Annotated in this window: 14 protein-coding genes; 7 read left to right on the forward strand and 7 right to left on the reverse strand. The window is 70.1% G+C overall.

The features are described 5' to 3' along the window. The first annotated feature begins 54 nt into the window (after window positions 1–54). From dsrO to AMK58_RS24710, 3 genes are read left to right on the forward strand one after another with little or no spacing between them, the layout of a single operon-like run. On the forward strand, window positions 55–810 hold the full coding sequence (dsrO, locus tag AMK58_RS24700; protein ID WP_035679444.1) for a sulfate reduction electron transfer complex DsrMKJOP subunit DsrO: 756 nt from the start codon (window positions 55–57) through the stop codon (window positions 808–810). Then, window positions 810–1,943, forward strand: coding sequence for an NrfD/PsrC family molybdoenzyme membrane anchor subunit (nrfD, locus tag AMK58_RS24705; RefSeq protein WP_035679443.1), 1,134 nt, complete (start codon window positions 810–812; stop codon window positions 1,941–1,943). Before dsrO ends, nrfD begins: the two co-directional genes overlap by 1 nt. Before the next feature lie 14 nt (window positions 1,944–1,957). Beyond that, a complete protein-coding gene (locus AMK58_RS24710) occupies window positions 1,958–5,065 on the forward strand; it encodes a molybdopterin dinucleotide binding domain-containing protein (protein WP_035679442.1) in 3,108 nt (1,035 codons plus the stop codon). A 158-nt stretch (window positions 5,066–5,223) separates the two neighbouring features. On the opposite strand, the gene AMK58_RS24715 is transcribed toward AMK58_RS24710, so the two are convergent. The 5 genes from AMK58_RS24715 to AMK58_RS24735 all read right to left on the reverse strand — a co-directional run bounded on the left by AMK58_RS24715 (window position 5,224) and on the right by AMK58_RS24735 (window position 10,001). Beyond that, window positions 5,224–6,420: an ATP-dependent DNA helicase gene (locus tag AMK58_RS24715; protein WP_059399562.1), complete on the reverse strand. Its 1,197-nt coding sequence runs from the start codon at window positions 6,418–6,420 to the stop codon at window positions 5,224–5,226. 65 nt (window positions 6,421–6,485) lie between these two features. Beyond that, a complete protein-coding gene (locus tag AMK58_RS24720) occupies window positions 6,486–7,682 on the reverse strand; it encodes an MFS transporter (RefSeq protein WP_079285316.1) in 1,197 nt (398 codons plus the stop codon). Window positions 7,683–7,695: 13 nt separating this feature from the next. Next, the gene (locus AMK58_RS24725; RefSeq protein ID WP_035679437.1) at window positions 7,696–8,505 is read right to left on the reverse strand and encodes an amino acid ABC transporter ATP-binding protein; all 810 of its coding nucleotides are present in this window, start codon (window positions 8,503–8,505) and stop codon (window positions 7,696–7,698) included. Window positions 8,506–8,509: 4 nt separating this feature from the next. Beyond that, complete coding sequence (locus AMK58_RS24730) at window positions 8,510–9,172, reverse strand: amino acid ABC transporter permease (protein ID WP_035679436.1); 663 nt, start codon at window positions 9,170–9,172, stop codon at window positions 8,510–8,512. Window positions 9,173–9,203: 31 nt separating this feature from the next. Next, window positions 9,204–10,001 (reverse strand): glutamine ABC transporter substrate-binding protein, encoded by a 798-nt coding sequence (locus AMK58_RS24735; RefSeq protein ID WP_035679434.1) that lies wholly within the window; start codon window positions 9,999–10,001, stop codon window positions 9,204–9,206. Between the two features lie 287 nt (window positions 10,002–10,288). Between AMK58_RS24735 and hutG the strand changes: the two genes are divergently transcribed. The 4 genes from hutG to AMK58_RS24755 all read left to right on the forward strand — a co-directional run bounded on the left by hutG (window position 10,289) and on the right by AMK58_RS24755 (window position 14,145). Then, window positions 10,289–11,089 carry an N-formylglutamate deformylase gene (hutG, locus tag AMK58_RS24740; RefSeq protein WP_035679432.1) on the forward strand — a complete coding sequence of 267 codons (801 nt, stop codon included), beginning with the start codon at window positions 10,289–10,291 and terminating at the stop codon, window positions 11,087–11,089. Between the two features lie 35 nt (window positions 11,090–11,124). After that, window positions 11,125–12,513 (forward strand): formimidoylglutamate deiminase, encoded by a 1,389-nt coding sequence (locus tag AMK58_RS24745; RefSeq protein WP_236778354.1) that lies wholly within the window; start codon window positions 11,125–11,127, stop codon window positions 12,511–12,513. Next, complete coding sequence (locus AMK58_RS24750; RefSeq protein ID WP_035679426.1) at window positions 12,510–13,298, forward strand: IclR family transcriptional regulator; 789 nt, start codon at window positions 12,510–12,512, stop codon at window positions 13,296–13,298. The genes AMK58_RS24745 and AMK58_RS24750 overlap by 4 nt, the downstream gene beginning before the upstream one ends. 235 nt (window positions 13,299–13,533) lie before the next feature. Beyond that, window positions 13,534–14,145 carry an MliC family protein gene (locus AMK58_RS24755; protein WP_035679424.1) on the forward strand — a complete coding sequence of 204 codons (612 nt, stop codon included), beginning with the start codon at window positions 13,534–13,536 and terminating at the stop codon, window positions 14,143–14,145. 18 nt (window positions 14,146–14,163) lie between these two features. Here AMK58_RS24755 and AMK58_RS24760 read toward each other — a convergent pair whose 3' ends face one another. Together AMK58_RS24760 and AMK58_RS24765 are read right to left on the reverse strand one after the other, a co-directional pair. Next, on the reverse strand, window positions 14,164–14,739 hold the full coding sequence (locus AMK58_RS24760; RefSeq protein WP_035679423.1) for a HutD/Ves family protein: 576 nt from the start codon (window positions 14,737–14,739) through the stop codon (window positions 14,164–14,166). A 91-nt stretch (window positions 14,740–14,830) separates the two neighbouring features. Beyond that, a complete protein-coding gene (locus AMK58_RS24765; RefSeq protein ID WP_035679421.1) occupies window positions 14,831–16,870 on the reverse strand; it encodes a M3 family metallopeptidase in 2,040 nt (679 codons plus the stop codon). Window positions 16,871–17,080: the final 210 nt, after the last annotated feature.

Raw genomic sequence — 17,080 nt, forward strand, 5'->3', positions numbered from 1 at the left:
CCATAGGGCCGCGGTTCGTCGCGGCCGAAGGAATCAGGTGCGAAGAGGCCTGCCATGGACCGATCAAGGCGCAACTTCTGCCTCGGCGCCGGTGCCGCGACCATCGGGGCCGCGACGGTGGCTGCGATGCCCGCCGCCGCAGCAGCCCCCGGCGCTGCGTCGCTCCGCCGGGACGGCGATCCGGCGCACCGCTGGGCGATGGTGGTGGACGTGGGCAAATGCGTGGGCTGCCAGGCCTGCACGGTCGCCTGCATCATGGAGAACGACGTCCCGGAAAACAGCTTCCGCACCATCGTCTCCACCTATGAGGTGACCGAGCAGGGCAAGGCCGGCAGCTACATGCTGCCGCGCCTGTGCAACCATTGCGAGGACCCGCCCTGCATCCCCGTCTGCCCGACCGGCGCGACCTTCCAGCGCCGGGACGGCATCGTCGTGGTGGACAACACCGTCTGCGTCGGCTGCGCCTATTGCGTCCAAGCCTGCCCCTACGACGCGCGCTTCATCAACCACGAGACCCAGACCGCCGACAAATGCACCTTCTGCGTCCACCGCGTGGAGGCCGGGCTGCTGCCCGCCTGCGTCGAGACCTGCGTCGGCGGCGCCCGCGTCTTCGGTGACCTGAACGACCCGGACAGCGCCGTCGCCACCCTGGTCCGCGAGGAGAACCCCAAGGTTCTGAAGCCGGAGCAGGGGACCCAGCCGCGCGTCTTCTACCTCGGCCTCGATCCCCGCTTCCAAGGGAAGGTCGACGGCACGCCGACTCTCTGGCGGCCCTCCGCGCAGCCGCACGCCCAAAAGGAGCACGCGTGATGGACAACCACATCGTCGAGGTCATCAACGTGACCCGCGAGGTCGCGTGGCTTCCCTGGGCCGTGCAGTATTTCTTCCTGATCGGCCTGTCGGTCGGCGGCCTGCTGCTCAGCCTGCCCGGCTACGCCTTCGCCCGCGAGGACTGGCGCGCGCTGGGGCGCACCGCTTTGCTGGTGGCGCTGACCTGCGGGCTGGCCGCCCCGGTGGCGCTGCTGTCGGACCTGCACCAGCCCGGCCGTTTCTGGCACTTCTACGTCGTGCTGCGGCCGACCTCCTGGATGTGGTGGGGCTCGGTCTTCATCCCCCTCTACGTCACCGGCCTGCTGGTCTACGGCTGGGCGTGCTTCCGCGAGGAGTTGCAGGCGCATGGTCGGGTGGACAGCCGACTTGCCGCGCTCTACCGGCTGGCGTCGCTGGGCGGCGGGCGCAACGACGCGCTGATCCGCGCCGCCGGCTTGTTCGCCCTGGCCGGCGCGCTGCTGGTGGCCCTCTACACCGGGGCGGAGGTCGCGGTGGTCAAGGCGCGTCCGCTGTGGCACACGCCCTTCCTGCCCGTGCAGTTCCTGTTGACCGCGCTGGCCGGCGCCGCCGGTCTGGTGCTGGTGCTGAACCGCTTCGCCGCCGGCAACGACCGCGCGGTGGAGGTGCGGGCCAACCGGCTGCTCGCCGGCGTCCTGGGCGGGGTCATGCTGGTCGGCGCGCTGTGGCTGGCGCTGGGCTTGTTCGGGCTGGACGCCACCCACGCGGAGGCGCTGGGCAGCGTCGCCGGGTCGGAGGCGTGGCGCGTCACCGCCGTCTGGGCCGTCGCCGCCACCGCGCTGCCCTTCGCCATCGCCGTCGCCAAGCCCGCCGGGACGGGGCTGCTGACCGGGCTGATCGCCCTGCACGGCGCCTGGATGTTCCGCTGGACTGTGTTCATCGGCGGCCAGACCGTGCCGAAGACCGGCGCCGGCTTCTACGACTACGCGCTGCCCGCCGGTCCGGAGGGGCTGCTGGGGATCGTCGGAACGGCCGGACTCTGGCTGTTCCTGCTGATCGCCCTCACCGCCATCCTGCCTTCCCCGCGCCGCCCGGCGCCCGCTCCGGCCCGCGCCCCCCAGGCGCCCGCCGGAACCGTAGCCGCCGCCGAGTGAACGGAGCACCCATCATGTCGATTTCCCGTCGCCTCCTTCTGAAGACCAGCTCCGCGGGCGGCGCCCTCGCCGCCTTCGCGGGTGGCTTCTCCGACACCGGGCGCAAGCTCGTGAAGGGCGCCTGGGCCGGGGACAAGCCCGACCACGCCATTTCCGGCAACGCCCCGGCCCCCGAATTCCGCGTCGATCCGGCGACCGGCGACCTCACCCCGACGCCGGGCCAGATCGTCGCCAACGTCGCCTGCCTCGGCTGCACCACCCTGTGCGGCGTCCGCGTCCGGGTGGATGTCGAGAAAAACAAGGTGCTGCGCGTCGCCGGCAACCCCTACAGCCCGCTGTCCACCGATCCCTTCCTGCCCTACGGCACGCCGATCAAGGAGAGCTTCAAGTCGCTGTCGCGGCTGGACGAGAAGGGGTTGAAGGGCCGCTCGACCGCCTGCGGCCGGGGCAACGCGGCGCTGGAGATGCTGACCTCGCCCTTCCGCGTCGCCACGCCGATGAAGCGGGTCGGACCGCGCGGCTCCGGCCGCTGGGAACCCATCGCCTTCGACCGGCTGGTCGAGGAGATCGCCGAGGGCGGCGACCTGTTCGGCGAAGGCCCGGTGCCCGGCCTGCGGGCGCTGCGCGACCTGAAGACGCCCATCGACCCGGCCGCACCCGAGTTGGGGCCGAAGGTCAACCAAGTGGCCCTGCTGTCCTCCGTCAACGATGGGCGCGACCCCTTCGTGCGTCGCTTCTTCAACCAGGCGCTGGGGACGATCAACTATGTCGGACACGGCTCCTATTGCGGCGGCGCCTACCGGTCCGGCTCCGGGGCGGTGTTCGGCGACGCCAAGAAGATGCCGCACGCCAAGCCCGACCTGCAAAACGCCGAGTTCGTGCTGTTCATCGGCACCGCCCCGTCGAACGCCGGCAACCCGTTCAAGCGGCAGGCCATGCTGCTCGCCAAGGGGCGGACGGACGGCGTTCTGAACTACGTCGTCGTCGATCCGGTGCTGACCAACGCCGACAACCGCGCGGCGGCGGAGCGGTCCAACTGGATTCCCATCCGGCCCGGCACCGACGGCGCTTTGGTCATGGGCATGATGCGCTGGATGTTCGAGAATGGGCGCATCGACACCAACTATCTCGCCCAGCCCAACGGCACGGCGGCGGAGGCGGCGGGCGAGGCCGGCTGGTGCAACGCCACCCATCTGGTGATCCAGCAGGCGGGCCATCCGCGCGACGGGCGGATGCTGCGCGCCTCCGACCTCGGCTGGGTGACGCTGGACGAGAAGGAGCGCTACGGCGCCAAGGACGCCTTCGTCGTGCTCGACCCCGCCGGCACGCCGGTGGCCCACGACGCGCTGACGGGGCCGGCCACGCTGTTCCACGGCGGGACGGTGGAGACCCCGGCGGGCGACGTCGCGGTGAAGACCAGCCTGACCCTGCTGCGCGAGCAGGCGATGCGGCTCGACCTCGCCGGCTACGCCGACGCCTGCGGCATCCCCGCCGACGTCATCGCCGGTCTGGCGCGGGAGTTCACCAGCCACGGCAAGAAGGCCGCCGCCAACACCCACGGCGGCATGATGGCCGGCAACGGCTTCTACAACGCCTTCGGGGTGGTGACGCTGAACACGCTGATCGGCAACCTCAACTGGAAGGGCGGCACCATCGTCGGCGGCGGGCGCTTCCCGGACGAGCAGGACGGCCCGCGCTACAAGCTGGCGAGCTTCCCCGGGCAGGTGAAGCCCTCCGGCACCGCCATCAGCCGCCCCGTCCCCTACGAGAAATCCAGCGAATTCAAGGCGAAGAAGGAGGCGGGCAAGCCCTATCCAGCCAAGGCGCCCTGGTACCCGAACGCCCCGCAGCTCACCACCGAGTATCTGACCAGCGGCGTGGTGGACGGCTACCCGTACCCGCTGAATGCCCTGTTCCTGTGGAACAGCAACCCGGTCTACGGCATCCCCGGCGTCCGCGCCCAGGTGGAGGCGACGCTGCGCGACCCGAAGGCGCTGCCGCTGATCGTCGCCATCGACCCCTTCATCAACGAATCCACGGCCTTCGCCGACTACATCATCCCCGACACCGTGCTGTACGAGACCTGGGGCTGGGCATCCCCCTGGGCGGGCGTGCCGACCAAGACCTCGACGGCGCGCTGGCCGGTGGTGACGCCGCGCACCGAACCGCTGCCGGACGGCCGGCACGTCCAGATGGAGACCTTCCTGATCGCGCTCGCGAAGCGGCTGGGGCTGCCCGGCTTCGGCCCGGACGCCATCGCCGACATGGACGGGAACACCCACCCGCTGGAGCGGCCGGAGGACTGGTATCTGCGCGGCGGCGCCAACATCGCGTGGCTGGGCAAGCAGCCGGTGCCCGACGCCACGGACGAGGACATCGCCCTGTCCGGCGTCGCCCGCGTTCTGCCGGCGCTCCAGGCGGTTCTGAAGGAGGAGGAGTGGCGCAAGGTCGCCTTCATCCTGGCGCGCGGCGGGCGCTACCAGAACCAGGCGGAGGGGTTCGAGGGCGACAAGGCCACACACCGCTTCAAGAACGGATTGCTGGTCTACAACGAGGCGGTCGGCGCGGCCAAGAGCAGCGTCACCGGCAAGCGCTGGACCGGCACCGCCGCCTGGACGCCCCCGGCCTTCGCCGACGGCACGCCGATGCGGCAGGTGCACACGGCGGAGGACTGGCCCTTCCAGCTCATCAGCTCGAAATCGGTTCTGGTCAGCGCCTACACCATCGCGGCCAGCCGCCTGCGCCACCTGCACCCGGAGAACCCGGTGGGCATCAACGCGGAGGACGCGCGGCGGCTGGGCATCGCCACCGGCGACCGCATCCGCATCGCCACGCCGGGCGGGTCGGAGCTGGCGACCGCCATCGTCCGGCACGGCGTGATGCCCGGCGTGCTCGCCGTCGAGCACGGCTTCGGCCACAAGGAGTTCGGCGCGCGGCCGCACGTCATCGGCGGCCACAGCCAGCCGGTGGTGCCGGAGATCGGGGCGGGGGTGAACATCAACGACCTCGGCCTGCACGACCCGACCCGTCCGGGCGCCTCGGTCTGGGTCGATCCCATCGCCGGAACGGCGGTGCGCCAGGGCCTTCCCGCCAAGCTGGAGCGGGTGGCCGCGGCGGCGTGAGGCGGCCAGCACCACCGCCTCCAAAATCCCCTCTCCCCTCCGGGGAGAGGGTCAGGGTGAGGGGGTTGCGCGTGTTGGTGTGTTCGGCAAAAGCGCATCCCCCTCACCGGCCCTGCTGGCCACCCTCTCCCCAGAGGGGAGAGGGTTACGTCATACCATCACATGTCGAGTTCCGGCATCCGCCAGTTCCCGCCCAGATCGGCGTTGCGCAGCAGAAGGAACAGCTCGTCCTGCGAGCGGGTGACGGCGGTGTAGAGCCAGCGCCATTTGTGCTCGCGGAAGGCGGCGGAATCGTCGAGCACGGTGACCGAAGGAAACTCCGACCCCTGGGCGGAATGGCAGGTGATCATCCAGGCCCAATCGAACTGCTGCACGTCGCGCTCCACCCGCGGCGCCTTGGTCTCGCCGCTGTAGTGGGCCTGGAACATCCAGGGATGGACCATCAGCTTGCTGCGGGGCTTCACCTCGTCCTCCATATGGACGCCGAGCGACCACAGCCCGTCCTGGCGGCCGCGCCCCTCGGCCGCCGGGCGGGTCAGCGTGCCGATCATGCCGTTGAACAACCCTTCCTCGCGGTCGTTGCGGCGGCAGATCACCCGCTCGCCGGCCTGGGGCATCACCGTATCGAAGCCGTGGCGGCTGCGGATGCGCCGGGTGAAGTCGGTGCGCACGCGGTGGGTGCCGCAGATGGTCTGGGTGTCCACCCGCAGGGCCAGCGGCTCGGTCACCCGGTTCAGCGGCAGGACGTGGGCGTTCCCGGCGGTGCCGAAGCGGCGCGGCAGCTCCTGCCGGCGCAGCAGATGGGCGAGCCGGATCACCGGGCTCTCCCGCGCCGTGCGGTGCGGCTCGACCAGCCGGAAATCCGGCTCGCCCTTGGTCAGCGTGCCCTGGCCGGTCACCGGGGGGAGCTGGTAGTCGTCGGCGATCATCAGGATCTTCTTGCCGGAGCGCAGCAGGTCGCCCGCCACGTCGTCCCCGACCATCGAGCCCTCGTCGCAGACGATCAGGTCGGCCTCGGCGAACTTGCCCTCCGACTTGCGGGCGAAGAACAGTTCGCCGGTGTCGTCGTCCTGCCGCGGCGCGTAGATCAGCGAATGCAGCGTCGCCGCCCGGTCGATGCCCTTGCGGCGCAGCACCTGCGCCGCCTTGCCGGTGGGCGCCCCGACCACGAAATTCTCCAGGTTGCGGCGGTCCTGGAGATGATCCAGCGCGAAGACGGTGGTCTTGGTCTTGCCGGTCCCGGCCTCGCCGGCCAGCCAGAACATCTGGGGGGCCGCGGGGTCGGCGTACCAGGCGTCGATGGCCTGGATCGCCCGGAACTGCTCGTCGGTCGGGGTGTCGGTGGTGCTGGGCATGGAGCGCGGGGAGGGGGGCTGCCGGGCGGGCCACAATAGCCCGCCGGGCCGCCCGCGGCCAAGCCTTACGGCTCCGCCCGAAACGGTCCGCTGATGAGGCGGCGCAGGCCGGCGAACAGGGTCAGCCCGCCCGACACCACCCCGACATAGACGAACAGCGCATCATGCCCGAACCATTCCATGGCCGCCGTCGCCAGCAGCGGCCCGAGTGCGGCCCCCAGCGCCCAGGCGAGCAGCAGCGCGCTGGCCAGCGGCACCGTCTCCTCCACCGTCACATGGTCGTTGGCGTGGGCCACGCAGATCGCGTAGAGCGACAGGGCGGCGCTGCCCCACAAGGTGAACAGGCCGAGCAGGACGGTCTGCGGCGCCGCCCCGCCGGGCGGGTTGGCGAAGGCGGCGATCAGGAAGGCGGCGAGCGTCGCCACGGCGGACACCGCGAAGATCACCAGCCGCCGGTCGTGTCGGTCGGAGACGCGGCCGATCGGCCATTGCAGCACCACGCTGCCGACTTGGATGCCCGACATGATCAGCGCGACCCCGGCGGCGGGCAGGGCCAGCCCGGCGAGCCAGGCCGGGCCGATGCCGGTGACCGCGGTGTTGCACAAGCCCACCGTCAGGCAGCCGGCGAAGGCCACCGGCGCCCGCCGCACATACTGCCAGGGCGAGGGCGCCGGCCCCTTCGGCGCGGCGCTGGCCGGCGGGCGGATCACCGCAACCGGAACCAGCGACAGGCCATAGCAGCCCGCCGCCAGGACGGTGAGCCACAGGGCCGACAGGTTCGGGCTGGCGAGCAGCATCTGGCCGCCGATCACCGCCACCTTGCAGGCGATCATGTAGAGGGAGAAGACGCTGCCCCGCGATCCCGGCGGGGACAGGGTGGCCAGACCGCTTTCCGCGACGGTGAGCATCCCGACATAGGACACCCCCATCAGCAGCCGCAGCCCGACCCAGGCCTGGGCGTCCGGCAGCAGGTTCAGCAGCAGCGTGGCGGCGGCGGCGAGCAGCCCGAAGGCGGCGAAGGACCACACCCCGCCCACCCGGCGAATCATCCAGGGGGCGGCCCAGCAGCCCAGCACGAAACCGACCGAATAGGCCGACGCCACCGCCCCGACGACCAGCGGCGGGGCCGCCGCCTCGGCGAGGCGGAGCGGCAGCAGGATCTGCAGGATGCCATTGGCGACCTGGATGACGCAGACGCCGAGGATCAGCGCGGCCAGCACCGTCAGAGGCGAGGCCGGAGGCCGATGGGTGGTGTGGGGCAAGATCGCGGGAAGGTCAGTGGTTGCCGGGAAGGGCGTCCAGCGGATCGTCCGCCGCCGGCTGCGGGCGGGCGCCGGCCAGATGGCCGTCCACCAGCGCGCGCAGGAAGCCGCGGGTGCGCTCCTGGGTCGGGTTGGTGAAGATCTGCTCCGGCGAACCGGACTCGACGATGCGCCCGTCGGCCATGACGACGACGGTGTCGGCGACCTCGCGGGCGAAGCCCATCTCGTGGGTCACCACCATCATGGTCATGCCTTCCTCGGCCAGCGTCTTCATGACCTGGAGCACCTCGCCGACCAGTTCGGGGTCGAGGGCGGAGGTCGGCTCGTCGAACAGCATCACCTTCGGCTTCATGGCGAGCGCGCGGGCGATGGCGGCGCGCTGCTTCTGACCGCCCGACAGGGTGGACGGATAGACATCGGCCTTGTCGTCCAGCCCCACCTTGCGCAGCAGCCCCATCGCCAGCTCCCGCGCCTCGGCCTTGGCCATGCCGCGCACCACGACGGGGGCGCGCATGACGTTCTCCACCGTGGTCATGTGCGGGAACAGGTTGAAGGACTGGAAGACCATGCCGGTCTCGGCGCGGAGCGCGTTCAGCTCCTTGTCGGGCAGCGGCTTGCCGTCGGCGATGATGGTCCGGTGGTTGATGCGGATCTCGCCGCGGTCGGCGGTCTCCAGGCAGTTGCAGCAGCGCAGCAGCGTGCTCTTGCCCGAACCCGACGGGCCGATGACCACGGTGGTGCGCGACGGCGGCACGGTCAGGCTGACGTCCTTCAGCACCTCGGTGCTGCCGAAGCTCTTGTAGACGTTGCGGATCTCGATCACCGGCTTACCCTCTTTCCACGGTCATGCGCTTTTCGATCTGGCGCAGGATCCAGGTGGCCGCGTTGGTCAGCACGAAATAGATCAGCGCCACCGCGATGTAGACCTCCAGCGCGCGGAAGCTGGTGGAGATGATCCGCTGCCCCTCGCGCATCACGTCGTCGATGGTCAGCAGCGACACCAGCGCCGAGTTCTTGATCAACGCGATGGTCTCGTTGCCCAGCGGCGGCAGCATGCGGCGGAACGCCTGCGGCAGCACCACCTCCCACATCGCCTCGCGGTAGGACATGCCGAGCGAGCGGGCGGCCTCCATCTGGCCGCGGTCGATCGACTGGATGGCGCCGCGCACCACCTCCGACACGTAGGAGCCGCTGTAGATGCCAAGCCCGATCACGCCGCACAGCCACGCCGGCAGCAGGATTCCGAACTGCGGCAGGCCGAAGAACAGCAGGAACAGCTGCACCAGCAGCGGCGTGCCGCGGATGAAGGCGACATAGGCCGACGCGATGCCGTACAGCACGCGCCGCGCCGGGTTGAGGCGGATGATGCCGACGAGCAGGCCAAGCACGGCGCTGAGCAGGAAGGCCGCCGCGGTCACCTCGATGGTGACCACGGTGCCCTTCAGCAGCTCCGGCAACCCTCCCCAGACGGGGGCGAAGTCGAGCGTCACGGGAGGGGTCCTCCGTTCACGAAAAGATCAATCACTTCTTGGCTTCGAACCACTTGTCGATGAGCTTCTGGTAGGTGCCGTCGGCCTTCAGCTTGGTGATGGCGGCGTTCACCTTGGTCACCAGCTCTGTGTTGTCCTTACGCATGGCAAAGCCGTAATCCTCGGTGGTGAGCTGGTCGTCCAGCACCTTCACGGTCGGATGCGTCTGGGCGTAGAGCTTGGCGGCGGGCTTGCCGGTCACCGCGACGTCGGTGCGGCCGGTCTCGACCTGCCCGAACATCTCGGCGTTGGTCTCGACCTCGACGATCTTCGTCTTCGGGAAATGCTCCTTCAGATGGACGACCGACTTGGTGCCGATCTGCACGGCGGCCGTCTTGCCTTCGAGGTCAGCCGGGCCCTTCACGGCGGTGTTGTTGGCCTTGACCATGATGACGAGGCCGCCCGGATAGTAGGTGTCGGAGAAGGCGACGACCTTGCGGCGCTCCTCGGTGATGTACATGGCCGAGGCGATCATGTCGAAGCGGTTGGCCATCAGGCCGGGGATCAGGCCCTTGAAGTCGATGTCCACCCACTCGACGCCCTTGGTGGCGCCCAGCTCCTTGGCGATGGCCTCGACCAGCTCGATGTCGAAGCCGGTCTTCTTGCCGTCCTGCGAGAATTCGAAGGGCGCGAAGGTGGCGTCCACGCCGACGCGGAAGGTGCCGTTCTGCTTGATCGAGGCGATCACCGCGTCCTCGGCGCGGGCCGGAATGGGCCCGGCGCCGACCATCGTGACGACCGCGGCGGCGGCGAAGGACGCGGCGGCGAGAAACTTACCGAAGGACTTCATGGGTCAGAATTTCCCTGTTCGTTGCGCCTGCGTTGCCAGGCTCGAAAGCCGGAGTTGCCCCCCTGAGCAGCGAGCGGCTTGGCAGCGCCGTGTTTTGCCTATAAAACATATGTTGCCCAGGGAAAACAGCCGCGTCAACGCCGTTTGTCATACTGGAGCATGACGGACGCCTTATGGCAACGCTGGTGTTAAGGCCAAGCACCGCGCACGCCGCGGACGCCGGGGGCGATCGAACAGGGACGCTAAAAGTTTTGCTGACAAAACACTTGTCGCACGGGAGAGAGGATATGGACGTTTTCGGGTTTCGCGCCGCGCGCCGTCCGGTGCTGGTCAGCCTGCCCCATGTCGGCACGGCGCTGCCGGACGGATTCATCGGCCGGCTGGTGCCGGAGGCGCAGGGCCTGCCCGACACGGACTGGCACCTGCCGCGGCTCTACGACTTCCTGGAGGACCTCGGAGTCGGAGTGATCCAGGCGCGCTTCTCGCGCTACGTCATCGATCTGAATCGCCCCAGCAACGACACGCCGCTCTACAGTGGCGCCACCACGGGCCTGTGCCCGACCACCCTGTTCGACGGGGCGCCGCTGTACCAGCCGGGCGCCGAACCGGACGCGGCGGAGGTGGCCGAGCGGGTCAGCCGCTACTGGGCGCCCTACCACGACGCCATCACCGCCGAGATGACCCGACTGCGCGACCAGTTCGGGCGGGCGGTCCTGTTCGACGCCCATTCCATCCGCTCTGTCGTGCCGCGGCTGTTCGAGGGGCGGCTGCCCGACCTGAACATTGGGACCAACGACGGGCGCAGCGCCGATTCTGTGCTGAGCGACCGGCTGGTCGCGGTCGGCGCGGATGCCGGGGCCGACGGCTTCACCCATGTCCTCAACGGGCGCTTCAAGGGCGGCCACATCACCCGCCATTTCGGGCGTCCGTCCGAGGGCTGGCACGCCGTGCAGCTTGAGATGGCGCAGGTGACCTACATGGAGGAGGATGCGCCCTTCGCCTTCGACGAGGCGCGCGCCGAGCGGATTCGTCCGCATCTCCGGCGCTTCATTGGAGCGATGGCCGATTGGGCGGAGGAGCGGGCGTGATGGAGGCGGCGATGGACAGCGTGACGGGGGACAGCGTGAACGGACTGTTCTGCGGGCGGGCGCTGCTGCCCGACGGCTGGGCCTCGAACGTGGCGCTGCGCTTCGACGCGCGGGGCACGCTGACGGCGGTGGAGCGGGACGCCTCCGCGCAGGGTCTCCCGCAGGCCGCCGGGCCGGTGATCCCCGGCATGCCCAACCTGCACAGCCACGCCTTCCAGCGGGCCATGGCCGGGCTGACCGAATACGCCGGCGCGTCGGAGGACAGCTTCTGGACGTGGCGCGACGCCATGTACGGCTTCGTCCGCCGCATGACGCCGGAGGCGGCGGAGGCCGTCGCGGCGCTGCTCTACATGGAGATGGCGAAGCAGGGCTACACGGCGGTGGCGGAATTCCATTACCTCCACCACGACGCCGACGGCAGCCCCTACGCCGACCGGGCGGAGATGTCGCGCCGCATCCTGGCCGCCGCCGACACGGCGGGGATCGGGCTGACCCACCTGCCGGTGCTCTACGCCCACAGCGGCTTCGGCGGCAAGCCGCCGTCCGACGGGCAGAAGCGCTTCATCAACGACGTGGACGGGCTGCTGTCCATCGTCGCCGCCATGCAGAAGGCCATGGGAACGGAGCGGGCGGGCCGCCGCGCCGGGCTCGCCCTGCATTCGCTGCGCGCGGTGACGCCGGAGGAGATGCGCGACGCGCTGGCCGGCCTCGACGCGCTCGACCCCGGCGCGCCCATCCACATCCACATCGCCGAGCAGACGGCGGAGGTGGACGACTGCGTCGCCTGGAGCGGCAAGCGCCCGGTGGAATGGCTTCTGGAGAACGCTGCGGTCGGGCCGCGCTGGTGCCTCGTCCACGCCACGCACGTCACCCCGGCCGAGGTGGACGGCATGGCGGCGAGCGGGGCGGTGGCCGGTCTCTGCCTGACGACCGAGGCCAATCTGGGCGACGGGCTGTTCCCCGCCATCCCCTTCCTGGCGCAGGGTGGGCGGTTCGGCATCGGCTCGGACAGCCACATCAGCGTGTCGGCGGCGGAGGAGCTTCGCCTCCTGGAATACGGCCAGCGCTTGGTGCAGCGGCGGCGCAACGTGCTGCGCATCGGGGATTGCCCGTCCATCGGCGGCGGCCTCTACCGGGCGGCGGTGGCCGGCGGCGCGCAGGCGCTGGGCCAGCCGGTGACCGGCGGCGGGATTCGGGTGGGCCAGCCCGCCGACCTCGTCGTGCTTGACGCCGACAACCCGAAACTGCTTTCTCGGACCGACGACAGCCTTCTGGACGCCTATGTCTTCGCCAGCGACGGGCACGCCGTGCGCGACGTGGTCGCGGCGGGGCGGACCGTGGTGCGCGACGGCCGCCACGTCCGGGAGGACGCCATCCGGGCCGCCTACCGGCGCGCCATCGAGGGGTTGCGCCGGGACACATGAGCGAGACCGATCCGAACACCTACATCGCCCCGGCGCTGCAGCGCGGGCTGGCCATCCTGGAGCTGTTCACGCCGCAGCGCCGGACGCTGACCCTGACCGACATCGCCAAGGCGCTGGGGATCGGGCGGGCCTCGGCCTACCGGCTGGTCTTCACGCTGGAGCATCTCGGCTACATCGGGCGGGTGGGGGACGGCAAGTCCTACCGCCTCGCGCCGCGGTCGATGCAGCTTGGCTACCATTACCTGTCGGGGCTGGACGGGATCGAGGTGGCGATCCCCTACATCGACGGGCTGCGGGACAGCACGCAGATCTCCGCCCACATGGCGGTGCGCGACGGGACGGAGATCGTCTACGTCTACCGCGCGCACTCGCACATGACGCTGTCCAGCAACATCGCCGTCGGCTACCGCCTGCCGGCCCACGCCACCGCGATGGGCCGGATGCTGCTGAGCGGCCTCACCGACGAGGCCATCGCGCAGCTCTACACCGGCGTGCGGCTGGACCGTTACAGCGACACCACGGCGGTCACGCTCACCTCGCTGATCCAGGAGGTGGCGGAGGACCGCAAGCGCGGCTGGACGATGAACCGCTCCTCCTTCGTGTCGGGGATCGTCGCCATCGCGGCGGCCATCCGCGACCACCGGGGCGAGGTCATCGCCGCCATCAACCTGTCCGGCCCCAGCGCCGTGATGGACCAGCCCGCCACGCTCGACCATCTGCGGACCAAGGTGGTGGAGACGGCGGACGCGATCTCGCACCAGCTCGGCTACCTGCCCCGCGGCTGAAAAGGGGAGGGGCGGCGAAGCGGTCGCCCAAATGACCCTCTCCCCTCCGGGGAGAGGGAGGGGACCCACCGCGCAGCGGTGGGGAGGGTGAGGGGGATGCGCTTTTGCCGGACGTTCCGCCACGCGCAACCCCCTCACCCTAACCCTCTCCCCAGAGGGGAGAGGGGACGTCTTTCCCCGCGGTGTGGAACGCGGCATTCTGACCGAGCCCCGAGAAACGGACGGGAGAAACTCCATGGCTGCGCACCGCAACGCCCTGCGCATCACCCTTGTGGCAACGGTCGCATGGGGAGGCCCCGCCCTCGCCGCAGAATCCGTGGGCCCCTCCTTCTCCTGCGCCGGAGTGGAGACCGGCAGCATCGAGCGGATGGTCTGCAGCGACGCCGACCTGTCGGCGCTCGACCGCAAGCTGGCCGGTGTCTATGGCGAGGCCGCGGGCAAGGCGGCGAACGAGCATCCCCCGACACTGAAGGCGGAGCAGCGCGGCTGGATCAAGGGCCGGAACGACTGCTGGAAGGCCGACGACCGCCGCGCCTGCGTGGAGGAGCAATACCGCCTGCGCATCGCCGAGCTTCAGGCCAAATACCGGCTGGTGCCCTCCATCGGCCCGGTCCGCTTCGCCTGCGACGGCCAAGCGGCCAACGAACTGACCACCACCTTCTTCGAGACCGACCCGCCGACGATGATCGCCGAGCGCGGCGACGCGGTGTCGTTGATGGTCGGACAGCCGGCGGCGTCCGGCGCCCGCTACCAGGGCCGCAACGAGAGCTTTTGGGAGCATCAGGGCGAAGCGCGGGTGACCTGGGGCTACGGCGCTCCGGAGATGACCTGCCGGAAGGCGCCGTAACCTCGCGTCCGGGGTCCCTTACCCGCGCGCCGCGACGCGGGCGAGGACGGCGCAGGCCCCCGGCCCGGTCTCCAGCGTCGCGGCGGTGTCGTCCAGACGGGCGGTCCAGCCCGGCGACACCCGCGCCACGCTGTCGCCGGTGCGCAGGATCACCTCGCCGTCCAGCGCGTGGACCAGTGCCATGCCGCCGGCCGGGATGTCCGCAACCTTGTCGGCCGGCAGGACGTCGAGCCGGGCGTCGGCCCGCTCGCGGTCGAAGATCAGGTTGAAGTCGCGGATCGGCCCGTCCAGCAGGGCGCAATCCACCACGGCGTCGCCGGAGAAGCGGAAGGGGGCGGCGCGGTTGGTCACGGTCGCCGGGACGCCGTCCACGGTCAGCCGCATGCCGGCCCCCTCGACCACGGCGATCAGCCGCTCGTAGCCGGTGAAGGCGGAGAAGGGGCCGGCCTCCGCCACGTCGGCGATGCTGACCCGCCACAGGAAGCGGCCGGCGGCGCCGGGCAGTTCCTGGAGGGCGATTTCGGTGGTCGTGCCGCCGCCGTTCTTCCAGGGCATGCGGCGGTAGCGGGCGGGGTCGAGAAGAGAAACAGCCATCAGAATCCTCACGGGACGGGGGAGGGCGTCCGGCCCGGTCCCCCCGTCCCTTGTCCTCGTGTGCGTGTCTGCGGCGCCGATGGGCGGCGCGTCAGGCGTCCCCGAGCGACTGGGTCAGGCCCCGGTGCTTGAGAAGCGCCTCGATGCGCGGCTCGCGTCCGCGGAAGGCGGTGTACAGCTCCATCGGGTCGCGGGTGTCGCCCGACGAATAGATCGTCTTCAGCTTCGCCGCAAGGTCCGGGTCGAAGGGGTTGCCGGTTTCCAGGAACGCCTCGAACCCGTCGGCGTCCAGCACCTCGGCCCACAGATAGGCGTAATAGCCCGCGGCGTAGCCGCTGCCAGCGAACAGATGCTGGAAATGGGTCGGGCGGTGGCGCACGGCGATCTCCGCCGGCATGCCGATCTTGTCCAGCACCGACCGCTCGAAGGCGGCGACATCCGTGTCGGCGGCGTCGCTCCGGGTGTGGAACTCCAGATCGAGCAGAGCCGCCGCGGTGTATTCCACCGTGCCGAAGCCCTGGTTGAAGTTGCGGGCGGCGAGCAGGCGGCGCAGCAGGTCCTGCGGGATCGGCTCCCCGGTCTGGTGATGGCGGGCGTAGGTGGACAGCGTTTCCGGAACGGCCAGCCAGTGCTCGTAGATCTGCGACGGCAGTTCCACGAAGTCGCGGCGGACCGAGGTGCCGGACTGGCTCGGGTAGCGCACGTTGCTGAGGCAGCCGTGCAGGAAATGGCCGAACTCGTGGAACAGCGTCTCGGCGTCGTCGAAGCTGAGGAGCGTCGGTTCGCCCTTCGAGAAGTTGTTGTTGTTGACGATGATCGGCGACACCGCCCCGTCGAAAGTCTCCTGGTCGCGGTAGCTGCTCATCCACGCGCCGGAGCGCTTCGACGACCGGGCAAAATTGTCGTGCAGGAATATGCCGACGTGGCGCCCATCCTTTTCGGTCACCTCGTAGACGCGGACGTCCGGGTGGTAGACCGGCAGGTCGGGCCGCTCGGTGAAGGTCAGCCCGAACAGGCGCCCGGCGGTGTCGAAGGCCGCGCGCACCATGTTCTCCAGCACGAAGTAGGGCTTCACCTCCGCCTCGTCGATGTCGTACTTGGCCTGCCGCACCTTCTCCGCGTAGTAGCGCCAGTCCCAGGGGGCGATCGGCTCGTTCATGCCCTCCGCCCGGGCGCAGTCCTGAAGCTCCGCGCGCTCGGCGGCGGCCTTCTCCTTGGCCGGACCCCAGACCTGCAGCAGCAGCCGTTCGACGGCGGAGGTGTCCTTCGCCATGCTGTCGTCCAGCTTGAAGTCGGCGTAGCTGGCGTAGCCCATCAGCTTCGCCTGCTCGGTGCGCAGCGCGACGATCTCCCGGATCAGCGGGCGGTTGTCGTGCTCGCCCTCATGCTCACCGCGGCGGATCCAGGCCTCGTAGGCCACCTGCCGCAGGTCGCGGCGGGCCGAGAAGGTCAGGAACGGCTCGACCGAGGAACGGGCCAGCGTGATGACGTACTTGCCCTCCTGCCCGCGCTCCTTGGCGGCCTGGGCGGCGGCGTTGCGCGCGAAGTCGGGCAGGCCGGCGAGGTCGCTCTCCTCCAGGACGAGCTGCCAGTCCTTCTCGTCGTGCAGCACGTTCTGGCCGAACAGCGTGTGCAGGGTCGCCAGCCGCTCGGTGATCGCGGTCATCCGCGCCTTGGCGTCCGGCGGCAGCAGCGCGCCGCTGCGCACGAATCCCAGATGCTGGCGCTCCAAAAGGCGCAACTGGTCAGGGGCGAGGCCCAGCGTGTCGCGCCGCTCATACAGGTCGGCGACGCGGGCGAACAGCGCCGGGTCCAGCGCGATGCGCATGGAATGCTGGGCGAATTTCGGCGCGTAGTCGCGGGCGATGGTCTCCAGCGCGTCGGTGGTGTTGCTGGAGTTCAGGTTCCAGAACACGCCGCCGACCCGGTTCAGGAAGCGCCCGCTGCGCTCCATCGCCTCGATGGTGTTGGCGAAGGTCGGGGCGTCGGGGTTTCCGGTGATCGCCGCGATCTCCGCGATGTTCTCCGCCATGCCATGGTCGAAGGCAGGCGGAAAATGCTCGGCCTGGATGCGGTCGAAAGGCGGCAGGCCGAAGGGCGTGGTCCAGGTTTCGAAGAACGGGTTGCTCATCAAGGCCCCTTGCTGACCGGAAACGGAAGACGTGCAAGGACATGGTGCCGCAACCGGTCCGCCGCCACAACACGCCGGTCGCCGCAGGACGCATCCCAAAGCGGCGAAAACGGATGGGGCACGGCCCAAAAATAGGATAATAAACCCTTAGATTCACGCTTGAACGACATTGATCCGGTGCCATATCCAACCAAGACACAAAAAGGCTTC

This window comes from Azospirillum brasilense, assembly GCF_001315015.1.
GTDB classification, from domain to species: domain Bacteria; phylum Pseudomonadota; class Alphaproteobacteria; order Azospirillales; family Azospirillaceae; genus Azospirillum; species Azospirillum brasilense.

Coding starts and splice junctions, on each gene's coding strand:
- dsrO (WP_035679444.1), top strand. CDS start 55: ATGGACCGATCAAGGCGCAACTTCTGCCTCGGCGCCGGTGCCGCGACC.
- nrfD (WP_035679443.1), top strand. CDS start 810: ATGGACAACCACATCGTCGAGGTCATCAACGTGACCCGCGAGGTCGCG.
- AMK58_RS24710 (WP_035679442.1), top strand. CDS start 1,958: ATGTCGATTTCCCGTCGCCTCCTTCTGAAGACCAGCTCCGCGGGCGGC.
- AMK58_RS24715 (WP_059399562.1), bottom strand. CDS start 6,420: ATGCCCAGCACCACCGACACCCCGACCGACGAGCAGTTCCGGGCGATC.
- AMK58_RS24735 (WP_035679434.1), bottom strand. CDS start 10,001: ATGAAGTCCTTCGGTAAGTTTCTCGCCGCCGCGTCCTTCGCCGCCGCC.
- hutG (WP_035679432.1), top strand. CDS start 10,289: ATGGACGTTTTCGGGTTTCGCGCCGCGCGCCGTCCGGTGCTGGTCAGC.
- AMK58_RS24750 (WP_035679426.1), top strand. CDS start 12,510: ATGAGCGAGACCGATCCGAACACCTACATCGCCCCGGCGCTGCAGCGC.
- AMK58_RS24755 (WP_035679424.1), top strand. CDS start 13,534: ATGGCTGCGCACCGCAACGCCCTGCGCATCACCCTTGTGGCAACGGTC.
- AMK58_RS24760 (WP_035679423.1), bottom strand. CDS start 14,739: ATGGCTGTTTCTCTTCTCGACCCCGCCCGCTACCGCCGCATGCCCTGG.
- AMK58_RS24765 (WP_035679421.1), bottom strand. CDS start 16,870: ATGAGCAACCCGTTCTTCGAAACCTGGACCACGCCCTTCGGCCTGCCG.